The sequence below is a fragment of the Crateriforma spongiae genome, from assembly GCF_012290005.1.
GTDB lineage: Bacteria > Planctomycetota > Planctomycetia > Pirellulales > Pirellulaceae > Crateriforma > Crateriforma spongiae.
Genome location: NZ_JAAXMS010000008.1, coordinates 247511 through 268577 on the forward strand (window position 1 = coordinate 247511; position 21067 = coordinate 268577).

Here is a 21067-nt window from a genome sequence, read left to right on the forward strand (position 1 = left end):
CTAATCGACGGTCATGGAGATCGAATGTGATTGCGAATCGGGATGGTCGGTAGACAGCGTCGTATACGAGACAGTTGTTCGATCTTTTGATCCAATTGTCGACGTTCTAATTCCGCCAATTGCTTGCGGCTCATCAACGTGAAAGCTTGCTGTGTTGCACCTTTGTTGATGTCGATGTTCGCTCCCTCGGCAATCATCGGTAGCGAACCGTTGACGCGAGCATCACTGAATGACGTGAACCGCTCCAGTGACTCGAGCCAATGATCCGCGTCGCGTACCCTGCGTGAAGCCGACCTCCGCAGTTGTTCCAGGCGTTCTATCCGATGATCAAGATTGATTGCTATGGTGTGTGATCCTGAGATGGTCACGGCGGCGACGAAGACTGCGATCAATAGCGAGCGGATTGAGAACTTCATTCGATGTGTTCGCCTTGGCTGCCTGTGATTTATCGAAGACGACCGGGGTGCTCGCCAAGTAAATGGTGGAATGGTTTCTCCCGCCCGACTAACGCTACTCATTTGCGTTGAGTGTAGCCTTGACCCAAATCCCTCGTTTGGATGCCGCCCATGTTATCCGACGGAATATGTCCACCATGCAGCCAAGCCCCGCCTTCCGCCGATGGATTTTGAGATGGGAAACCAGTCGGAAACCAACAGCTTTGTGGACACTTTGTTGTTCGGAATCAACTTCGCTGTCGCAACACTTTTCTTCATCGCGTGCGTCATTGCGATTGCAACCGCCGACAATCCGTTCGCATTCCTTGGCGGCGTTTTCATGCTTCTGCCCGTTTTGGGATACGCCATCGCCGAATGGCTTTGTTGGTATCGACGCGAGCATTGGCTTAGGCGTCCGATGGGAATCCTGAACCTGTTGCTTGCCGCATTCTTCGTCTTCGGTGGTGTGACGAATGTTGGTGAGGTTGTCTTGGCTGACGACCCAGTGGATCCGATGTTCCTCGTCATCTTCGGTCTTGGCTTCGTCGTTATCTCGGCTTATCTCGGTAGCTGCGGTTGGCGCCGCATCCATTTGCCTACTTCCGCCACCGATCGGACGTCGCCTCTGAACGATCGATGACCAAGCTGCAAACCGAAGTCGTGTTCGCGTGGCTTCTGATGATCGGCTAGTGAATCAACATGGGACCGATGTTTGTGCATTTCAACATGGTTGCACTGTTGGTCGCGTTTGTATCCATGGGGGCGTCAATGCTGTGTGTTGAACAGTGGTCTTTGAATTCCCACCGAAGACTTTTACCGCAGCGTTTTCGTAAGCCTGGTCTCGGGTGACCCTACTGCTTAGGCGGTTAGGAGCTTTGCGACAAATGGCAACCTGGCGTGTAAACGAGGGACCACATTCTCCGCCGGTTCGTTCCTCGGGTTCGCGTTTAGTTACTAAACTGAAGAAGTTCTGTTCGCCTGCTGCGCACCGGGCAATGGTGGTGGCAGCCGTGCGAGTGATTGTTGATACGCCGACCGCTGCCCGTAAATCGCTATCGTTTCCCCGTCACAAAACCCCAGACGAGACGACAACATGTTTTCGAAGATCCGGATGTGCCTTATGTGCTTATCGCTTTGCATGTTGGTCGGTTTGACGTGTGCACAGGAGTCGGGCGACACGAATCAATATTCTATGATCGCTATCAGGAATGCACGAATTTTCGATGGTGTATCTGAGCGACTCAGCGAGCCTTCGACGGTACTCATACGAGGCAACTTGATCGAGAAGATTGGGCGCGAAGTCAAACTGTCGGGCGATGAAACGATTGTTGATGCTGGTGGAAGGACGCTAATGCCAGGATTGATCGATATGCATTGGCACTCTGCGTATGCGAATATCCCAATGCAGAAGGGGCTGAATTCCGATCACGCTTACCATCTTCTTATCGCTGCGAAAGGAAACGAACGGGCATTGATGCGAGGATTCACCACGGTTCGAGACGTTGGTGGCAACGTGTTTTCCTTGGCGGAATTGACGGACGCCAGGTTGTATGATGGACCCCGAATTTTTCCGTCCGGTCCGGCAATCAGTCAAACATCCGGTCACACGGATTTTCGTCCTTCGACGGCCGTGCCAGCGGACCGGAACATGCCGTTGGTTTATATGGAACGGATTGGCCATGTCATGGTCGCAGACGGTGTTCCGGATGTTCTCAAGCGTACGCGTGAAGCGCTTCGCATGGGGGCAACACAGATCAAGATAAATTCAGGCGGTGGCGTATCATCGTCGTTCGATCCTCTGGACGTTTCCCAGTTTACGTTCGAAGAAACGAAGGCCGCTGTTGACGCCGCATCCGACTGGAATACCTATGTTTGCACGCACGTGTTTACCGATGAAGCCGCCCAGCGAGCACTCAGTGCAGGTGTGATGTGCCTCGAACACGGTCACCTGTTCACCGCTGAAACATTAAAAATGATGAAGGAGAAAGGGGCTTACCTGAGCATGCAGCCCATCCTCGATGACGAGGACGCGATTCAGTTTCCTGAGGGTTCTTTCAGTCGTCAGAAGTATGTCGAGGTGACGCGGGGAACGGATCGAGTTTATCGAATGGCGCGGGCGCTTGGGGTTAAGACAGTATTCGGAACCGACGCTCTTTTTGATCCCGAACTTGCCGACAAACAAGGCAAGTTGCTGGCAAAGCTCGGCCGTTGGTACACACCAGTGGAGGCATTGCGACAAGCCACATCGACGGCGGGAGAACTGCTCAGTCTGTCGGGACCTCGCAATCCATATCCAGATGGCCCGCTTGGAGTGATTCGCGTGGGTGCTTATGCCGACTTGATCATCGTCGACGGCAATCCGCTGGAAGACTTGGGGCTGGTCGTCGATGCCGATAAGAACTTTATGTTGATCATGAAAGACGGTGTGATCTACAAAGATCGTCTTGGTGAGTGAAGCGATGGCGGGACGATGCAACACTCGGCTTGACCTGATGCGGTTCACGCGGCTACCGTGAGAAACATGAGTTCAATCTGGGTCCGTTCGGAGCAATGACCTATGACGAATATGAAGTGGTGGAAACCGTTTGTCCTGGTGACGACCATCACGCTATCGTTGCTGACGGGCTTCGTCTTTGGATATGGCCGCGGATACAACGCGGGCGAACCGTTGGTGGATGAATCTCCGGTGATCAAGGTTCCCCAGGACTACCTATCGAATTTAAGTCCGGTTCCTTGTCCGCAAAACGGGTACTTCGCGTTCGACACGTTCACGTTTACGGACGTCGAGGGGCGGCAGATGGCGGTGCCAGTACCCAGTTTGCAGTGAAGTTCGGCTGACGGCTGAGTGTCGACAGTGCGACCGAGAGATGTTCTGCGCGGCTAAGTCCAATGAGCGAACAGCACCGGGGCCGTCGCGTCGCGCTGGTATCGCTTGCCGGTTCTAGCGATTAGTGCAGCCCGGTTGGTGGAGAAGCACATTGCCAGCGGTGTAATGCGGGTATCAAAACGACTACAAGGCTTGGTTTTGACATAGGGTTGCTTTGAGCGGCGCGGTCATGGTCTCCGGTGATTTGGCCATGGCTTCGTCGCTCCGTTTTTGGCTTCCGGTCGATCAGTCGTCTGCAGGGCGTGCAGCTGAGTCACCGTGTGGCAGTGTGGTTCCACTGTTCGACCGGAAGCCTTTCTTTGCGGTGGTGCTTTCAACGTTCCTCGCACAGCGGATCTTGCTTTGGATCCAGTGCCGTTCCGTAGGAGTCATTCGATGAGGATGGACGTCGACCTACCGGCAGCGCATCAGCTGGGCAGCAAAAGTAACGAAGCCATCAGTGCCGATCGTTCGCTGCAGGCTTGCGCGAACTTCGATGGATTGAACGATGCGTGAATACTTGTCGGCGAATCAATTGATTCGTGGAGCCAGCGCTTAGCGGTGATGTAGCAGTCACCCGAGGCGGTCGCCGGTTCGGGCCACTTCACGCTCGATTTCTCCGCATCTGCTACGATCCAAGCGGTTATTGTTAACGGTTGTCGAAAGTAAACTCCGGTTTGGTGATCCAATAGTGCAGCCAGGACTCAATCCATACGCACCCATCGCCGACACCAACGCGGCAAGGGCGTCCAAGAGATCGCTGCGTCGAGTACTACCTTCGTTCTTCACTGGTTTCTTCGGTGGAACGGCATTGCAATGGGTACTCTTCTGGACAGACACATTCGACACGGAATTTCCGCCAATGGGCGGTGCGATGCTCGGGGTCGTCTGTGTCTTGGCGTATAGGTACCCCGCGACTCGCACCAACAAGCTTGCGGTTGTGCTTGGTGCGGTTGTCGGCAACGTGAACGCGTTTTTTTGCAATCAGGCGCCGCTACTCTATTGGGACATCCCCCGCGACCACGTGACTTCATGGACACATGCTGCGATAACATTTTTCTTTTCGGTGGTTTGTGTCTTCGCCGGATTTACCCTTGTCGACCACGTGATGAGCTTCCTTGGCAGGCGGCGATGACAGCTGCGTCACTTTCGCGAAAGCACAAAATGGTCGTCACACGCTCGGGAATGTCGCTGGGTGACGAGCACGGACCGACGATGCGAGATGAAAACGAATCCTGCAATGAACAGTCGTCGCAAAGCCGATGTTTGAGAAGGCGATCAATCCAACGCCGTGATTCGGTGGTCGAGACCGCTTGTTGACAAGAAGAGTCGTTGGCATCGCCAAAATTTCGAAAATCCCGGCGAATGTCGGTAGGTCTAACCACCGGCTGGCCACTCTTAGAGTGCTTTATTTGATGCATCCAAACAACAAACCATGGAGTGATCGCTATGGGTCTCCCCGGTCCAACTGAATTGCTGGTGATTGCGGCGATCCTGCTCGTTCTGGTTGGGATTCCTGTTGCCATCATCATTCTCGCAATTCTGTTCGTGCAACGAGCTGGAAGATCTCGGTCGCAAGATGATGAGCATCACGAATGAAGTAGCATTCACTTTTGGTCACAGGTTCGTGACGGACGGTTGTCGTCGTGTTCTCGCTGGCATCGAAGACATCTAAGGGGACGGAGGTCTTTTTCCGGCATACGATCCGCCAGCTACCGGTGGAGGTTTGTCAGTGGTTTGCCATCGACGCCGATCAATTGTCCGTTCATCCGCAGGCCCCCGGAGCAGCGAAGCGGCCCAGGCCGATCTTTTGTTTCAGGCTCTTGCGACCTTCGGCGGCTTTGACGCTGCGGAGATACTTGTCCGCTTCGATCTGTTCCCGCAGCGAGTGCTGCGCGGCGGAGTGACCGTCACCCGAGGCGCTCGCCGGCTGGGCCGCGTTGGATGCGATTTGGTCGGTGATCGTTTCGACGGATGGATCTGCCATGCCGTCAACGATTGGCGGCAAGCGTCTCCCGTTCAACGGGCAAAACCGGGCTTCCGATCCGAATCGCTGAACTCCGTTACACCGGTGTAATTCCAGTCATTTTGGAGGCGGGAACGCGGACCAAAATATGTAGGAGGATTTTCTGAATCCGAGCCCTAGTGATTGACGCATAATCGTGCCCTGCCAGAACCGATGCCTTACCGTTTCACCAACTGAGGGGGAACGGTTATAATTCCGCTCATCTGAGGGGAAGTCGGCCCGGGGCAAATCTGTTGAAGCCGATGCGAACGGGCATTCTCCCCGAAACCGCGGAAGAATTCTGAGTTATCTGACCAAATTCAAACACACCAAGGACGCGAATGAACATCCTCGAATGGATCGACGTTGGGAAAGTCTCAGCGGAACGTGACGATAACCTAGTCAACTACTTCTACGACAATGGGGTTCTTCGCTCAGTTTTGGAAAGCAAATCATCGTTCTTGGTCTTGGGGCGTAAGGGCGCGGGCAAAACCGCGGTCTTCCGATACTTACGGGAGAATCCAAGTGAACACCTCGGCGATGACGACGTTTTAGTGTCGCTGTCTTTTGAAGACTACAACTGGAGGGTGCACTCCCTTCTCGCCAACGCCGAAGCGGCGGAATCGCTCGCCTATAAGCAATCGTGGCGTTTCGTGATTCTTGTGGAAGTGATCAAAGCTTATTCGTCTCGCTGCACGGAGAAAGGCGTCGCGATTCCAAAGCCGATTGACAAAGCACAAAGACTCCTTGAAAGGATTTTCGAGCATCCGCTCCCGACTATCTACCAACTGATCGGGAGGAAATTGCTAGGACTTTCAAAAGTCAAACTTCCCAAAGCCGGTTTGGACTTAGAGGAGGGCGACTTTGATTCTGTAGAGGTGTCCGGTGGTGAAGTTTCGTTCGACGATGTCGCAGCGGATGATGACATCCGCACGGCTCTGTCACAAAATATTTCCAACATCATCGCGATTCTTGAATCCGCAATATCGCAGTCTAAGCCCCTCCAATTTCGAACCATCATCTGCTTCGACCGTGTTGATGAGGCATGGGACGATGTATCGCTCGATGTTTCCCGGAAAGTGTTGGCGGGGCTGGTCTCCGCTTGTGATTCCCTGACTGAGAAATACGATGGTGTCGTCAGGCCCATCGTCTTTCTGCGTGAAGATATATTCTCGGTCTTGCCGCTAAATGACTCCAACAAGCTGCGCGAGGATTGCGGGGCTTTGTTGAAATGGGAACGCGACGACTTAATTAAGTTGCTTCTGCGTCGGCTTTCTTTCTTCGCGGAGCAGAAAGGGGTTGATGCCGTCGATGATTTCGAAGCGTTGTTCGACAAAAAGGAAATGCGACAACGATCGAAGCCGCCAAACTATTTGCTAAAACGTACGATGATGCGACCGCGCGATATGATTTGTTTCCTTCGCCGTACGGTTGACGCAATGCGAGACAGCGCGAATGATCCGTTCGAAGAAACGCCCGACGAATACACACATTTGTCTGTTGAGGCGATATACACAGCTGAGCCTGGCTACTCTGATTGGCTTCGGCAAGAATTGCTCGACGAATGGTCCGTTCAGCGTCCACGAATAAAGGAACTGTTTTCAGCGATACAAAACCACGGGTCTACGCAATTCAAGCGAGACGAATTGGAGTCGCAACTCAAATCGTTAGGCGTTGAATTCACACAAACCGAAATCGTTGACGATCTACGATTTCTATTCGCAAATTCGGTCATTGGATTCAAGGTCGGTGCCTCTACAGCATGGCGTTATCGCTGCTTTTCTCGATCACAAGGGTTTATCGAATCAGACGTATACAAGCTTCATGACGGCCTAATTCGAGCGTTGAACGTGAAGGAGCCGCGCGACACGTAAGTCAGATAACAAAGGCATGAACGCGGAGCCGCCGATGCCGCGTTTTCAAGTGGAGCATCAACCGCGGCGGCCCGGTTATGCCAGACGTTCCGCTACTGAAACCTCCCTTGAATCCACAACGCAAATGACGCTTGACGAAATCCTAAACACCGTGTCAGCATCGCACGCAAACGATTGGCACAAAATGGAAACCCCTACAGTTCACGGTTGGGAATATGGAACAGACTCAGGCGGTCCGTATTTGAGACCGATTACCCACCACTACCTTGCGGTATACAAACCGGACGTTGACATCACGCTCGTATTTGGCGCGAACGACGGGGATTCGTTTGACGAACCATGGGTTCAGAACTTTCCCGCTCCAACTGCAACCGCCCGTCATGTGTGCGTCCGGTATCGCGGCGTTATCGTTGATGAATCTCGGATGGTTCTTGTCGACGGCGGCCGGTATTTGCTTCCAATACCAGAAGTTGACGGCAAGGGCGGCTTCTTTGTCAAAGCCGACGCAATACCCAGGGCTCGATTGATGTTCGATCTTTACGGATCTGGCGGCGTGCATCAAACATTAGACGAAGCACTGGAACGTGCTCAGCTGGAAGTGCGTTCGTAGCGCACAGAAGAGCAGAACCAGGAAAATCTGGACGGGGGGCTTTTCCGTTCAGGCGTCGATGACAGCATTCTGGATTTTTCAGGTAATCGCTCTCGATCGCCGGTGACCGGCAGCCCTAGATCCCTGGTGTTGGGAACGCGTGGATGCGTAGGGTGCCTTCCCAGATGGTTTGGAACGTCGTCGCGTCGTGCTTGATGCGTAGCAGGCCGAGGTAGTAGTTCGGCGGCCAAGTGGCGGTGGTCGCGGTGTCGGGATCCAGCAGGATGTAATGCGATCCGGGCGTGCCCTGAATGTCGACTTCGTGACTGATCTGGACCAGGTCGTCCAGCCAGCCTTGCAACTGAACCTTCTTGCCGGCCAAGTCCGTACCGGTGCCGGTGATGTTGATCCGCCGGGCTCGGTCGCCGCTGTAGTCGTCGCCGCTGCGGAAGTCCATCGCGAAGCATTGCAGCGTGGTCCCCGGCGGATGGTTCTCCACAAACTCCAACTCGGCCAGCATTCGTGCGACTGATTCCCTGGCCGATCCTGGAATGATTGGGGTGGCGTTGTGAGGTGCTCTCGTTTACGCGGGCGCCTTCGGAATCCCATCGTGTCGCTGAAGATGACCGGCACAGATTGCCAGGGGCGCAGACGCGTTCGTTTTCGCTTCGTTTCGAGACTGGTCGAGAGATTAGAAACGCATCACAACGACCATTCCGAGCCAGAAAAGGCCTGCAATATTGTCCGGAGCGGTTTTGCACAGCGAGGGCGATTCCACTCCACTGGCCTCCGATCAACCCCGGTGTTGCCCCCACCTGGCAAGCTGGCTTTTCATCGTCTTTGTGTTGCGGCTTGAAGGGGGGACCAAATTGATACTAGGTACCCAAAATGTTCATTCTTGATGTTTTCTGTAGTACCGATAGTATCGGTTTTTCGATTCAAAAAGGCAGTTTCTCTTCAAGAACGGACCGCAAAAAGCAATGAGTCGTCGCCTTCCAAAAATCGGAACCCGAACTTACCAGCGGGCCTTTTCGAATTGTTTCGTTGCCGCGCTACTTTGCTGCGGCTTCGTAACTCCGGCCGTGTCGCAAGAGTCGTCGACCGCCAAGACCGAACTCGAGTTGTACGCGTCTCTCGATCAAGCGGTTGGCAACATCGCTTTCAAGCCGAATGGTCAGCTGGTGTTTAGCCACCATCCGTTCTTCAAACCGGAAATTCGTGTCGCAACGTATGACGCTGACAAGAAGATCGTCTCGCCATTTCCCAACAAACAATGGAACACACCACGCGAGGAGAACGACTGGTATCTCGATGATGTACTGGGGATTCGCAACGATGATCAGGGAGTTGTTTGGATGCTGGACATGGGGACGAGAAACAACATCACCCCGAAACTGGTCGGTTGGAACACGACGTCGAATGAGCTTCACCGAATCTACTATATCCCCGCACCAGCAAGTCGTCCGACTTCGCAACTGAATGACTTCGTGATCGACCCAAAACGTGAGCTTGCGGTGATCGCCGACGAAGGGATCGGCCGCGGTGGTGATGGATCGAAAGCCGCTCTCGTCGTCGTCGACTTGAAAACCGGATCCACTCGCCGATTGCTCGAAGGCCGCTCGATGACGCAGCCCGATAAAGATTCACCGATCATGATCGACGGCGAACCGATGACGGTCGAAAGCGACGGCGAAAAAGCTCCTGTCCTGGTTGGCTGTGACGGAATCACTTTGGATGCGAACAGCGAGTGGCTTTACTTCGCACCCTTGTGCGGCAAGAAGCTGTATCGGGTGCCGATGAAAGCGATCGCCGACGAGACCTTGTCTCAAGACGAATTGGCGAGGGCGGTGGAAACGTACAGTCCCAAGGTCAACAACGGTGGGCTCTCGATCGACACCGCTGGCAATGTCTACTCGACCAATGTGGAAAGCCGCAGCATCGGCATGGTCTCGGCCAGCGATCGACAATACACACAATTTGCATCCGACGATCGCATGCGATGGCCGGACGGCATCAGCTTCAATCACGACGGCTTCATGTACGTGTCTGCCGCTCAGGTGCATCTTGGCGCGCCGTTCAACGGTGGAAAAGACAAGACATCGAAACCGTTTTTCATCTTCCGATTCAAGCCGCTGGCGTCCGGTCTGATCGGCCGCTAATTGCAGTTTTTTTGCAGGCGGACAGGAATTCTACGACAAATGGCAATCCGACGCGTAAGCGAGAGACCGCGTTCTTCGCCAGTTCATTCCTCGCTCACGCGTCGGGTTACCAGAAAAGCGCAACTTCAAAACTTACGCGTCGGGTTGCTGAACTTAATACGATTTGCCCGTCTGCCTAATCGAGAGGTTATGTCTGCCTGTTCAATGTTCGAACCAGGATGAGGTGCATGGAGTTGCGTGGCCGCGACAGACGGAGCGTTCGAAGAGTTCACATTGCACGAGATGACAAAAATTGGTTGATCCGAGACCGGCTATTCAAACGGCAACGAAAAGGGTTACGAAAATGACGCGGCATATCACGCTTGGCATCACCGATCTTTCGTTTCATCGAGTCGCAGGATCGTTGACGGCGCATGTTCTGAATGGCATGGAAATCGAGGTCGAGCGGATCTACTCACCACACGAAGCCAACTTTCAAAAGCTGAAAGCAGGTGAGACGCAGATGCTGGCGTCGGCTTGGCTACCGTCCAGCCATGGCGGTTACAAAGCGGAGGTCGAAGAAACCGTTCCGCTTCGAGTTCTCGGCCTGCACTACGAACCGTATGCACTCTGGGGAGTCCCCGACTACGTTCCCGAATCCGCGGTTGCCGAAGTCGCTGACCTGCTCAAGCCCGATGTGTCCGACAAAATGAAGCGTGATATTCAGGGCATCAATCCGGGGGCGGGCATCACTCGGTTCTCCATCGCGATGATGAGTGAATACGGATTGAACGATGCGGGATACCGGTTTCACACGGGCAGTGAAGAAGACTGCTTCACCGCCTTTGAGCATGCGGTCGAGAACGGTGAATGGGTCGTCGTCCCGCTATGGAAGCCGCAGTTCCTGCACTTCAAACACAAGATTCGAGAGCTGAGGGAACCAAAGGGTTTGCTGGGCGTTGTCGACAAAGCGGTTCTGCTTTTGCGCGATGACCAGTCGACTCTTTTCACGGAAGACGAATTGAAAACGCTCGACAGCCTGCGTTGGTCCAACGAAATCATCGCCGAGTTGGACTACCGAGTTTGCCGAGAGAACCAGCCGCTTGATGAAGTCACGAAGAATTGGCTTGATGCACGGTAGGGACTGCGGATACGCGGGGCCGAAGCGTGGATCACCTATGACATCCCCAATCGAACAGTGTTGTTGGCGTGTTTGAAGCCAGTCCATCGTTCAGAGTGGTGGCCGCAGAGCACCAACGGCAGGACCTTGGAGGCCAGATACACGGCGTTGCGGCCCTGGCCGTCGGGAATCGAAAGTACCGGTCCAACAACAGGGCGGCCTGCTGTTTGAGAATTGCATTCGGTTCGGTGCCGTATGCAAATTTGGATTCGCAATAGCGAGCGTTCTAATCTGGTAGTGACAACGTGTGGCTGCTCGCGTCGATGGCTGAAGCCTCCATGGCTTTCCAAGCCGAACTTGACGACGCCACTTTCATGTAATAACGTAAGTTACATGAAGCGAGATAGCAGGCTATCCGGGGTCCTGCACATTTTGTTGCACATGGCGGAGCTGGACGAACCGGTGACTTCGGACGATTTGTCGAAGATCATCGACACGAATCCTGTCGTGGTGCGTCGTCTGATGGCGGGGCTGCGCGAGCGGCAGTATGTGCAAAGCGCCAAGGGCCACGGAGGTGGTTGGATTTTGGCGTGCGAGCTGGCCGAGGTCACTTTGCTGGACATTTACGAGGCGGTGGGCAGCCCGGGGTTGTTGGCAATGGGCAATCGCACGAAAGCTCCGGGTTGTTTGGTGGAGCAATCCGTGAACGCCGCACTGGGCAGGACGTTTGACGAAGCCGAACAACTGCTGCTCCGGCGGTTGGGGGAAGTCACGCTTGCCTCGCTGAGCGCCGATTGCCACCAACGCCTCGAAGCGAAAGGCATTTCCCTCAAAGCCAAACGGAACCGACATGGACTCCAAAGCTGAATTTTTGGAAGCGGCTTTTCACGCTCCCGAAGCGGTTGCGAAATACGTGGATTCGCCACCGATTGCCGTTCCGGGGTTCGCGGACATGCAGCGGATGGCGGCATTGTTGTTGACCGAGCGGGTGCAGAGCCACGGTCGTATCCTGGTCGTCGGAGCCGGCGGCGGACTGGAGATGAAGGTGTTCGCCGAAGCGGAACCGAGTTGGGAGTTTGATGGCGTGGATCCTTCCCCGGCAATGTTGCAACTTGCCGAGCAAACGCTGGGGCCGCTTGCCTCGCGAGTCAGACTGCACGAGGGCAAGGTCGATGCTGCGCCGGAGGGGCCGTTTGATGCGGCCACGTGCATTTTGACGATGCATTTTGCAGACTTCGAAGAGCGACGAAAGATGTTGACCGCCATTCGTCAGCGACTCGGGCCACAAGCACCGTTCATCGTGGTGCACCTGAGTTTCCCTCAAACCGATGGTGCGCGCGAGCGGTGGCTTTCACGGTACGCAGCTTACATGGTTCGTCCCGCCGTGGATGCGGAAAAGGCATCGCAGTTTCGAAAGGCGGTCGATGCTTATCTCACCATTCTCGAACCCCAACAAGACGAAGCGTTGTTGCAAGAGGCGGGCTTCACGAACGTCGAGCTTTTTTACGCCGGGTTCGCTTTCCGAGGCTGGGTGTCATACGCCTAAAGACAGACACGGCCGTTGATGGTTGATCTTTCGTTGCGTGAGCCGACGAAATGCTAAGCCGCAGAGAGCGTAGAGCTGATCCTCGGTAGCAATCAGTGTCTCTGTGTTTCGATTTCCGCGGCATCGATCACCAGGCGGGTTTGAGCCGGGGAAGCCCGTGTCTCGTTCAGCATCTCGACAGTCTGCTGACACGCTCGCGTGTTGCGATCCATGATCTCGCTCTGGTCCGCATGCAAGTACGCCAGGAAATGGGTACCCGCCGGTGTAGTGTTCACCGTCGGGGACTTCGTTGCGCGGTTTTGTATGCGGAAGCGGGGCGATCTCTTCTGTCGGGAGGTCTGGGTTCACCAAAACATTTGGGGGACCCTCAGGCCGAGTTTGAGTCCGCAATCGCAAGGTCTGAATCCGCTGGACAGGTAATGGACGGTCTGACTTTCTCAAACCCGTTGGATATGGAACCTGATTTCCACCACCATTCGACTGGTTCACTGGAGCGGCATCGGTCATCGACGCGGCTCCTATGAATCTGGAGTACGGTGGGGGCGAGTAGAATCGCCATAGATCACGCTCAGACAAGCTTCACGAAAACGGTTGCTTTCGAATCGAGCCTGGAGACTTGCAATCCGGGCTCTCTTTGTTTGGTCACTGTCCACCGCAATCTCGTTGACGATGCTGATGTCGTAGCTCCCTTTCGAAACGTTGCCACGGATCGAATTATTCAGAGTGGCTATCTCGTCGCGAAGACGAAAATTGGTCCGCGTCAGGTGATCACGATAGAGACGCCCGGCAAACAGAACGATCGCAAAGCCGGTGCACCCCAACAGCACTGTGCGAAGCGAGACTTGTTTCTTCATTGATCGTTTGCCCGCTGATTTGCAGAAGGAACTTGGCCCGAAGCCTTCTCAAGCCATTCAATCTCTTCGGACTGGCGTCGCCGGCCGGACAGCCAACACATCCGAAGGCGATTGCCGTTGCCGGCCGTCCGCGCAGCGGTGGTCGGTATCGGCGATCGCCGGAGGTCGGACAAGTCTCCGGCGCGAAACAAACACTCTCTCCCCTCCCGGTATCTTCGTGTCGGGTAAGAACAAACCCCCGGGAGGGAAGAACCTAGGGCGTCGGCGTCAGAGTCGACACTAGACCCTTGACGTCGGGCACCGGCACGTCCATTCGAGTTTGAGTTCAGAATTAAGACACCAATGCACCTAACAGTTCGCTATTCTCCTGTTTTGGCGTGGCTTACAGCATCACTCTGCAAAACATCCACTGCATTGAGATCCGTTGACAACAGGCCGGATGAGTGCGTTTTTCTACTCAAGCCAGAGGAGACTCAAGGCTTGGCCGTAGACGGGCATTGGGATCACGTCCTCGTAGAAATACTCCGCGTCGAGACCCCTGTTTTCCGCAATCCAATCATCTAGATCAACCTTCTCGGGCCTATTCGGTAGCGCCTCATCATTAAAAAACTGGGCCGCAACGCTGTGGGGAGGTACTTCTTCGCCGGCGTCTATCCATATGAGGTCTTTCAGGGCTTCGCTAGCTTGCCACCATTTGATGACGCCATTCTTCGACATCACCAAAGCGAAGTAGTCTTTGGTCACATCAGCAATTCGGTAAGCGGTTGAAGTTCGAGTTGTTCCAAACTGTTTGGCAAGTTTATTGACGAAGTGCGAGGTCGGTCGAGATTGTCTTAACGCTGGCTGAAAAAGGTGCCGCGGCATAAGTAACTCAGCAGCAAAGGTGTTGGCCTCCATCTCCGGCGGACTGGCTTTGTATCGCGCAAGCATGTCTGCACTCGTGCAAGACATCAGTTGGGTTACTGTCTTGTGAAGGGACCAATGACCCAGTTCGTGTGCGACTGCAAATCGCCTCCGGCCAGATTCGACAATCGTATTGCTGACGCGAATGATCCCTTTGTCTCCCTTGCGAACGAGCCAAGCATCAGCGGACTTAAGGTCATCATCGAGCACTACGACTCCGAGGGCCATGGCAAGATCTTCGAGAACGAGATCAGAGCTGCTTTCGAAGCCGTAAAGGTTCCAGAGCCGTGTTGCTTCGGCTGTAGGAAGCGCGACGCTAGGTTTCGGTTTCTGTTTCATCAATATCAGCCAATGCATCCAGTCGTTCGATGTCGTCCATTAAGCGACGCAAGTCATCTTCGTCGGCGGCTTCTTCAAGTTTGCGGAAGTAGGCTGCCTGAACTGATCCCTTCAGCTTCCCCGCGATCATCTCATCCAGGCGTTCACGCAGTCCTTCAATCTTCGGAGCGACAACTGACGAAAGCTTTTCCACGATGCTTGCGCGTTTTTCTCTGGCGGCAGCAAGCTCATTCTTTGCCTTTGCCGTTGCGAGGGCCCGCTGAACTCGTGAGACAGCATTTGTGATGTCTAACCCACAGCGGGCTAGCTCATCACGAACCTCTTCCTGGCTGAGAGCACTTACGGGCTCCGACACAAAGTCAAAGAATCGGTCCCAAACCTCGTCAGCATATCGGTCTAAGTCGTTCATTTTCGCGACCTCCCAAGTTTCACGAAGGCCTTGTCTACTGCCCGTCGCAGGCGTTTCTGTGCGTTGTTGACATCAGATACATCCAATCCAAGATACTCCGCGATTTCAGCAGGCTTCGTGATTTCGGCCTCGATGCACTCGAAGATTGACTTCGCCAATTCGTCGTCTCCCAATTCGGCAAGCACGGCTTCTCGGGTACGAAGCCGTCCTTCCTCGTCGATCACGATTTCGTCAGGCCTCTTACTCTTGCCTCTAAGTCTATATGCCGGCTCGTTGTCTTTTTTTGCCGTGTTGATCCTTCGTGTCTTGCGATTCTCGACGCTTTCCACAAGGTGGCTGATCTTGCTGTCGACCACACTCTGTAGGAACTGCAAGAAATCAGGGTGTTTGGTTTTGTCCCATTTCCTCGTTCCATCGAGAAACGCCTCGATGGCCTCAGCAGCGAAATCCTGAGCGCCAGCGGCGCCCGGAACTGCTCCACCCTTGGCATACGGAACGCCCCGCCAGTACAGCTTTTTCAGCTTGGAATGGGCGTGGAGCGTCAGTTTCCCAACCAGCTCTTCCCACTCAGCATCGGACAAGTTGGGTACTTCAACCAAGCAACGGCCTCCGATCCGCTTTTTGCTGAGATTTGGGGCGTTCAGCCAATTTCAAAGACGCTGGGAAATTTCTTCGAAATGCACGGCAAATTCCAACTGTAGGCCGGCATGAAGTAATAGGGCGTGGCAAATCCGCCACAACGAAGCATACATAATACGAGGTAAACGCAAATGTTAAAAGAAGTTAGAGCCTCGGCAAATGCCGAGCTTGACGAAGTGCTTGAGCTGCTGTGCGAGGCACTCCAACCAACCCCAACCCTGTGGGGAGACGCACAGCAGAAGTACAACGCTGTGGGCAATTGGCTTGCTGCTCCGGAATCGAAGCTGAACTTGCTGAAACCAGACATCAAGTATCAGGGCTCTGCGTTGATCGAGACAGTCGTTCGACCTTGGGGACGCGAAGAATTTGACGTCGACTTGCTCTGCATTCTGAATACCGACCGTGTACAGCACCCGAATCCCATGGCGGTGTACGACTTGGTTGCGGCTCGACTCGCCGAGCACGCCACGTATCGACGCTTGATGACACGCAAGGAACGGTGCATCGAACTCAACTACGCGGGCCAATTCCATCTCGATATCGTGCCTGCGATTCCAAGATTCGGGCTTGGCCAGAAGCTCATGATCCCAGACAGGAAACAAAAAGTCTGGATTCCAACTGACCCGTTCGGATACGCGGATTGGTTCTTCGGCCGGACGCCCGTCACGAAAATGGCCGCTGAGCAATACAAAGCTCGAGCGGACGTCCAGCCGCTGCAGCCTGCGAAACGAGCCAAGGACATCGCACCATTGCAGCGGACCGTTCAATTGATGAAGCGTCGTCGAGATTTGTTCTTCGACGGAAGTGAAGACGCTCCGAAGTCGATTGCTTTGACGACTTTGGCATCCAAACACTACGACGGCGAGGCAATGTGCACCGATGCGTTGCTAACAGTGCTGACCAGAATACAGGAAGAAATCAACAAGGCTTCCGGCATCTTGGTGATCCCGAACCCTGTAGATCGATCTGAGAATCTCGGACGTCATTGGAATGAACGATCATACGCTCGGTTCAAGCGGTTCATTAGCCAGTTCCTGGAGGAAATGCACGAGCTGCTCGAGCTGCGTGGCTGGGACAAGATCACCGAAGCGTTGGAAGAACTTTTTGGCGATCGAGCACGTGGTGCCGTGGAAAAATACGCCAAGAGCTTGGAAGAAAAACGTAGAAGCAGCAAATTGGGATTTTCGGCTGGACCAGTCATCCTGACTCCCGCCGCTTCGACCGCAACACGGATGGTGCCGCGAAATGAATTCTTCGGCAACTAAATTCGGTAAACGGATCTACGGTCTTCCCGAACAAGCGGCCCGCGTCTGCCTCGTTTGTCCGGATTTCAAATACAGCATCCGCAAGGGTGAGCTCGTTGGGACGGGATCGATGCAGCCAACGCCAACATGTTGCTGTTATCGGTTCAGGCTGAGGTACCGCATTGGCGAGAGCCCAAAAGTGTGGATTCTCGACCCGGTCCTTCGGTGCCGTAGTGACCAAAGCAAGATCCCTCATACCTATCTTGAAGACGAGCCTTGTGTTTTTCGGCCGGGAGTCGACTGGTCAGATGAAAAGATATTGGCCTCGACCCTCATCCCGTGGCTTGCAATGTGGCTGATGTACTACGAGTTCTGGCATGCGACGGGGGAATGGCTGGGCGGTGGAGAGCACCCTGAGGTGCCGACCGACTCAAATGAAACACACAATCAATCAGATGAAGAGGAGTTAAGTTAATGTTCAAAATTCTTAGTCTTGATGGCGGCGGCATCCGTGGTGCCTTTACGGCGGCGGTCCTTGCCGAAATTGAAAACCGTCTACAACGCCCAATCGGAGATTACTTTGATCTGGTCGCTGGCACATCGACAGGCGGGCTGATAGCCGCAGCTGTTGCCACTGGTATGTCAGCTTCCACGATCGTGGAATTCTACAAAGAGAAAGGCCCGGAGGTGTTTGCTCCTCGCCCGAAATACAAACCGAAAAAGTTCGGTCGCAAAATCGGAATGCCAGTCGCCAGATTCGCAGCCAAGAAAGCTGTCGGTGTGCAGTTGGATGATGTGCTGCAGACGAAGTACGAAGGTGGACCGCTGCGGTCGGCCGTAGAGGGTGTCTTTGGCCAGCAGCTGATGGGAGATATCACCCGATGTCGACTGGTTGTTCCAGCCGTCGATGTAACTGCCGGAAGAACGATTGTCTTCAAGACTCCGCACATCCCCGGAATGACTCGTGATCGTCACTACAAGCTGGCGGATATTCTGATGGCGACGACTGCGGCACCAACTTTTTTTCCGCACGCGATGCTAGGCGAAGACGGAGCGGTGGTTGACGGCGGCTTGTGGGCAAACAACCCGAGCCTTGTTGCCTATACCGAAGCGATGAAGATTCGAGAGTGTGCTTGTCGAGAAGTTGATCCTGATTTCGATTCTGCTGACGTTCACATCCTGTCAATAGGAACTGGTGAACCACGATACTCTCTGGTCCCTCCTGGGGACAACGCGGGCATTGGATGGTGGGGACCGCAGGTTTTTGATGTGGCTTCGATTTCGCAATCCCAGGGCGTCAGTTTCCAACTCAACTATTTGCTGGGTGAGAGGTACTCGCGAATCAACTTTGAACTGCCTGACGCATCGTGGACGCTTGATTCTTTGCAGCACCTTCCGGCACTGTTGCATCAGGGGCGCACCGTCGCACACGACAATCTGACACGAGTGTTCGATGTCTTCCTTGCTAGCTCGACACCCGGCTTCGCGCCGTTTGAAGATTGTGGTCAGCTAACATCGCATGGCGGATCGGTTTCTGAAACTGGCGTGAAGTCTTAGTTGGCAACCTGTTTCCTCTGTGTTGCCTGATCCCGGCGATTCGATGTTACGCCCTCGCTAGTACTATCCGGTGGCCGACAGCGGCGACATGAATTGGGATCTCAATCGCAGATTGGCGGTCGACTACAGATGTCCAGAGGGCTTTGCACCAGCCAACACCTCATGAGCCGGGACCAGTTCAATCGTCCGGATCGATGCCAAGCGGAATTGGCGGACCTCCTCCCTTTGGAGGCAGAGGGCACGGACGGTTGTGGGTGTGGTCATGCGTATCGGACTGATGATGCGATCCGTCACTTCGCCGGCCGCGTCGATGTATTGGATTCGCGCCGCATAGCGATCCGGATCGCTGGCTTTCATCAGTAACGATCGCATCCTTTTCAACTCACGCTCGGTCATCGCCCCAGCTCCGCCGCCGACTGTGTGGCAAGTTCCCGTTGCCGGTCGTGAACCGGCACGCGTGGGTCTTCGCCGGCCGATCGCATCGTCGGCCGAGGATGTTCGGGACGCTGGGGCGGTGACGTCGGAAAGCCGCCCGTCATCCGGACCCGGCGGAGCAACTGTGCCAGGCCCGCCAAGTCCGTCTCACAGCGTTCGGCTCGCAAAGAGCGGGTCGCCATCGCGGCTTTCGTTGCCTGTCTTGCACAACCCGGCTTTGGGCTCAACACTGGTCGTGCTGCATCGGTCGTTTGAATGGACCGATATTGGGAAAACACCGACGATTGGGATCGGCCACCACCGCGTGGCCCCCGATCGTTCCAGCCCAGCCCGGGTGGTGGAATTGGCAGACACAGGGGATTTAAAATCCCCCGGCCGGTTACGGCCTTGCGGGTTCGAGTCCCGCCCCGGGCATGCTGGTCTTCTTTGTTTTTCTGTGGTCTTGGCCACGCGCACCGCGCACGGTCCGATCGCGCGGACGGCAAAATGAAACGGGCCGCCCGATGGATCACCCGGCGGCCCGTTTGGAAATTCAACTTCTTCGCAGATCCGGCTGGATCAGTCGTCGCAGCACGTGGTGCAGCAGGCGGCTTCGCAGGCACAAGGTCCGCCGTCGTCACAGACACAACCGGCGGCATCACACCGACAGTTTTCACACGAACAGCTGTCGCCACAGCATGCACAGGCCGCATCGGCTTGCGTCGTGGATGCGTTCAGGGCGAACGGGGCGGTGGCCAGAGCGCCGGCCAGAACGGTACCGATCATAAGATTCTTGATCATCAGACAATAACTCCAAACAGACAAAACAATTCGAATCAAAAACGAAAGGTCAGTCGGAGTTGTTATTTCAGCCAAACACTGAGTTGAGATTGCCGCTGATTGTGGCTGGGAATTGGCCGGTCAACCGTACGTTCCCGACGAACCGGGAATGCGGAGTCGGCAAATTCCGAAGCCGGATAAGACAGCAGGGCGACGGCAACCGAGTCGGGCCGGTCGACGTTGGACGTGACGACGGCAAAAGATTCGGTGCGGCTGAGGCACGCACATGATGACGGGTCTTGCTCGTTGTGACGATTGCCGTCCAATCCGCAAAGGACGTCCGCGGCTGATGCGGCCGACGTCGAACCACAGCAGCACGACGGCGACGCCACGGGATGGCTTGCGGTGATGGTCTGGTCACAACAGCACGACGCCATCACGGCCGGCGGGAACGCCAGAGCCGCGGCGAGGACGAACGCGATGATGCTGCGAAATGGGACCATACAACTACGCTAGAGAGTCACCCCGGGGCCGGTCAATCGAAATATTTGACGTCGATGCGGCGGGACGGGGCAATACCTAAGAATGGTCGAAGAGGCCGCCGATCCGACACCGATGGGTTGAAGGTAGCGGGTAGCGGGTAGCGGGTAGCGGGTAGCGGTAGCGGTAGCGGTAGCGGTAGCGGGTAGCGGGGAGTGACGCAGTCCGATTAGACGGCGGTGGACAATTCGGAACGGGGCGCACGGCGTGGGTCGATCGCATCAGGGAGAATTCGACAGCGAAACCGCGCGATGCCGGAGGGGTCGATCCGGCGGCGTTCGATATGCGTGGTCTTGCGCAACACTGCGGCGATCGATGGATTGTCGGCCAAGGCGGTGGCTTGCCAGCGGGTGATTCCCACACGCAAAGACGCAGCGGCTAGGGAACGCAACAACAGCGTTCCGGCCCCGCGATTTTGCCATTGATCGACGACGACGATGCCCAGGTCGGCGGTCCGCATTCGATCGGGATCGCGGATCATTCGGGCCACCGCGATGGGCACCATCTGGTCCATCGAATCATCGCGGACTTCCAGTGCGAATGCGATTTGCTGAAACCCATCGGGATGCGTCAGCTGAAACAACTGGTCGTTGGTAAAGGAACGTTTGTCGAAGAAGAATCGGCGCACGCGGCTTTGAGGCGAAAGGCTTTGCAACCCATGCACCAAAGCGTCACGGTCGCCGGGCATCAGCGATCGCACGTGGCCGGGGCGTCCGTCGGGCATCCGCACCGGTTGGGGAGACCAGTGGACGTGAATTCGGTCGGTGGCGTGCAGGCGTCTGCGTGTCGGGTTCCTTGTCTGATCCGTCATGTCCG

At 55.1% G+C, this 21067-nt stretch carries 24 protein-coding genes and 1 tRNA gene; 12 read left to right on the plus strand and 13 right to left on the minus strand.

The window, feature by feature from the left end; translation table 11 throughout:
• Positions 1-11: 11 nt before the first annotated feature.
• The gene (locus HFP54_RS20735) at positions 12-416 is read right to left on the minus strand and encodes a hypothetical protein (RefSeq protein ID WP_168566620.1); all 405 of its coding nucleotides are present in this window, start codon (positions 414-416) and stop codon (positions 12-14) included.
• Between the two features lie 94 nt (positions 417-510).
• On the minus strand, positions 511-1026 hold the full coding sequence (locus HFP54_RS20740) for a hypothetical protein (RefSeq protein WP_168566621.1): 516 nt from the start codon (positions 1024-1026) through the stop codon (positions 511-513).
• A gap of 684 nt (positions 1027-1710) precedes the next feature.
• On the opposite strand from HFP54_RS20740, the gene HFP54_RS20745 reads away from it, so the two are divergent.
• Both HFP54_RS20745 and HFP54_RS20750 read left to right on the plus strand, forming a co-directional pair.
• The gene (locus HFP54_RS20745) at positions 1711-2889 is read left to right on the plus strand and encodes a metal-dependent hydrolase family protein (RefSeq protein WP_206036319.1); all 1179 of its coding nucleotides are present in this window, start codon (positions 1711-1713) and stop codon (positions 2887-2889) included.
• A gap of 102 nt (positions 2890-2991) precedes the next feature.
• On the plus strand, positions 2992-3261 hold the full coding sequence (locus HFP54_RS20750) for a hypothetical protein (RefSeq protein WP_168566622.1): 270 nt from the start codon (positions 2992-2994) through the stop codon (positions 3259-3261).
• A 1804-nt stretch (positions 3262-5065) separates the two neighbouring features.
• Here the strand turns inward: HFP54_RS20750 and HFP54_RS20755 are convergent.
• Entirely contained in the window at positions 5066-5287 is a 222-nt protein-coding gene (locus HFP54_RS20755) for a hypothetical protein (protein WP_145304440.1), read from the minus strand.
• 359 nt (positions 5288-5646) lie between these two features.
• Between HFP54_RS20755 and HFP54_RS20760 the strand changes: the two genes are divergently transcribed.
• Positions 5647-7179 carry a P-loop ATPase, Sll1717 family gene (locus tag HFP54_RS20760; RefSeq protein WP_168566623.1) on the plus strand — a complete coding sequence of 511 codons (1533 nt, stop codon included), beginning with the start codon at positions 5647-5649 and terminating at the stop codon, positions 7177-7179.
• A gap of 34 nt (positions 7180-7213) precedes the next feature.
• On the plus strand, positions 7214-7789 hold the full coding sequence (locus HFP54_RS20765; protein ID WP_168566624.1) for a hypothetical protein: 576 nt from the start codon (positions 7214-7216) through the stop codon (positions 7787-7789).
• A 115-nt stretch (positions 7790-7904) separates the two neighbouring features.
• Here HFP54_RS20765 and HFP54_RS20770 read toward each other — a convergent pair whose 3' ends face one another.
• A complete protein-coding gene (locus HFP54_RS20770; protein ID WP_168566625.1) occupies positions 7905-8288 on the minus strand; it encodes a hypothetical protein in 384 nt (127 codons plus the stop codon).
• Positions 8289-8850: 562 nt separating this feature from the next.
• Between HFP54_RS20770 and HFP54_RS20775 the strand changes: the two genes are divergently transcribed.
• The 4 genes from HFP54_RS20775 (at position 8851) to HFP54_RS20790 (ending at position 12572) form a co-directional block, all read left to right on the plus strand.
• Positions 8851-9927 carry an L-dopachrome tautomerase-related protein gene (locus tag HFP54_RS20775; RefSeq protein ID WP_315853950.1) on the plus strand — a complete coding sequence of 359 codons (1077 nt, stop codon included), beginning with the start codon at positions 8851-8853 and terminating at the stop codon, positions 9925-9927.
• Positions 9928-10270: 343 nt separating this feature from the next.
• Positions 10271-11047 carry a glycine betaine ABC transporter substrate-binding protein gene (locus HFP54_RS20780; RefSeq protein WP_168566627.1) on the plus strand — a complete coding sequence of 259 codons (777 nt, stop codon included), beginning with the start codon at positions 10271-10273 and terminating at the stop codon, positions 11045-11047.
• Between the two features lie 372 nt (positions 11048-11419).
• The gene (locus HFP54_RS20785) at positions 11420-11893 is read left to right on the plus strand and encodes an Rrf2 family transcriptional regulator (RefSeq protein WP_168566671.1); all 474 of its coding nucleotides are present in this window, start codon (positions 11420-11422) and stop codon (positions 11891-11893) included.
• Complete coding sequence (locus HFP54_RS20790; protein ID WP_168566628.1) at positions 11877-12572, plus strand: class I SAM-dependent methyltransferase; 696 nt, start codon at positions 11877-11879, stop codon at positions 12570-12572. The genes HFP54_RS20785 and HFP54_RS20790 overlap by 17 nt, the downstream gene beginning before the upstream one ends.
• Before the next feature lie 92 nt (positions 12573-12664).
• On the opposite strand, the gene HFP54_RS20795 is transcribed toward HFP54_RS20790, so the two are convergent.
• The 5 genes from HFP54_RS20795 to HFP54_RS20815 form a co-directional block, all read right to left on the minus strand.
• Positions 12665-12847 carry a hypothetical protein gene (locus HFP54_RS20795; RefSeq protein ID WP_168566629.1) on the minus strand — a complete coding sequence of 61 codons (183 nt, stop codon included), beginning with the start codon at positions 12845-12847 and terminating at the stop codon, positions 12665-12667.
• Positions 12848-13090: 243 nt separating this feature from the next.
• Positions 13091-13426, minus strand: a complete 336-nt coding sequence (locus HFP54_RS20800; RefSeq protein ID WP_168566630.1) for a hypothetical protein — start codon at positions 13424-13426, stop codon at positions 13091-13093.
• Between the two features lie 453 nt (positions 13427-13879).
• Positions 13880-14668 (minus strand): ImmA/IrrE family metallo-endopeptidase, encoded by a 789-nt coding sequence (locus tag HFP54_RS20805; protein WP_168566631.1) that lies wholly within the window; start codon positions 14666-14668, stop codon positions 13880-13882.
• Positions 14646-15077 carry a hypothetical protein gene (locus tag HFP54_RS20810; RefSeq protein ID WP_168566632.1) on the minus strand — a complete coding sequence of 144 codons (432 nt, stop codon included), beginning with the start codon at positions 15075-15077 and terminating at the stop codon, positions 14646-14648. Before HFP54_RS20810 ends, HFP54_RS20805 begins: the two co-directional genes overlap by 23 nt.
• Positions 15074-15658 (minus strand): hypothetical protein, encoded by a 585-nt coding sequence (locus tag HFP54_RS20815; RefSeq protein WP_168566633.1) that lies wholly within the window; start codon positions 15656-15658, stop codon positions 15074-15076. Before HFP54_RS20815 ends, HFP54_RS20810 begins: the two co-directional genes overlap by 4 nt.
• Before the next feature lie 189 nt (positions 15659-15847).
• Here HFP54_RS20815 and HFP54_RS20820 point away from each other — a divergent pair, with 189 nt between their 5' ends.
• Genes HFP54_RS20820 through HFP54_RS20830 form a run of 3 tightly spaced genes read left to right on the plus strand, consistent with a single transcriptional unit; the run spans position 15848 to position 18517 of the window.
• Positions 15848-16981, plus strand: coding sequence for a nucleotidyltransferase domain-containing protein (locus HFP54_RS20820; protein ID WP_168566634.1), 1134 nt, complete (start codon positions 15848-15850; stop codon positions 16979-16981).
• The gene (locus HFP54_RS20825; protein ID WP_168566635.1) at positions 16962-17435 is read left to right on the plus strand and encodes a type II CBASS E2 protein; all 474 of its coding nucleotides are present in this window, start codon (positions 16962-16964) and stop codon (positions 17433-17435) included. Before HFP54_RS20820 ends, HFP54_RS20825 begins: the two co-directional genes overlap by 20 nt.
• Entirely contained in the window at positions 17435-18517 is a 1083-nt protein-coding gene (locus tag HFP54_RS20830) for a CBASS cGAMP-activated phospholipase (protein WP_168566636.1), read from the plus strand. The genes HFP54_RS20825 and HFP54_RS20830 overlap by 1 nt, the downstream gene beginning before the upstream one ends.
• A 123-nt stretch (positions 18518-18640) precedes the next feature.
• Here HFP54_RS20830 and HFP54_RS20835 read toward each other — a convergent pair whose 3' ends face one another.
• A complete protein-coding gene (locus HFP54_RS20835) occupies positions 18641-18874 on the minus strand; it encodes a WYL domain-containing protein (RefSeq protein ID WP_168566637.1) in 234 nt (77 codons plus the stop codon).
• Positions 18875-18909: 35 nt separating this feature from the next.
• Positions 18910-19134, minus strand: coding sequence for a hypothetical protein (locus HFP54_RS20840; protein ID WP_168566638.1), 225 nt, complete (start codon positions 19132-19134; stop codon positions 18910-18912).
• Between the two features lie 146 nt (positions 19135-19280).
• On the opposite strand from HFP54_RS20840, the gene HFP54_RS20845 reads away from it, so the two are divergent.
• A tRNA-Leu gene (locus HFP54_RS20845) sits at positions 19281-19366 on the plus strand.
• Positions 19367-19510: 144 nt separating this feature from the next.
• Here the strand turns inward: HFP54_RS20845 and HFP54_RS20850 are convergent.
• Together HFP54_RS20850 and HFP54_RS20855 are read right to left on the minus strand one after the other, a co-directional pair.
• Entirely contained in the window at positions 19511-19732 is a 222-nt protein-coding gene (locus HFP54_RS20850) for a hypothetical protein (RefSeq protein ID WP_146416494.1), read from the minus strand.
• Positions 19733-20420: 688 nt separating this feature from the next.
• The gene (locus HFP54_RS20855) at positions 20421-20975 is read right to left on the minus strand and encodes a GNAT family N-acetyltransferase (RefSeq protein WP_168566639.1); all 555 of its coding nucleotides are present in this window, start codon (positions 20973-20975) and stop codon (positions 20421-20423) included.
• Positions 20976-21067 lie beyond the last annotated feature (92 nt).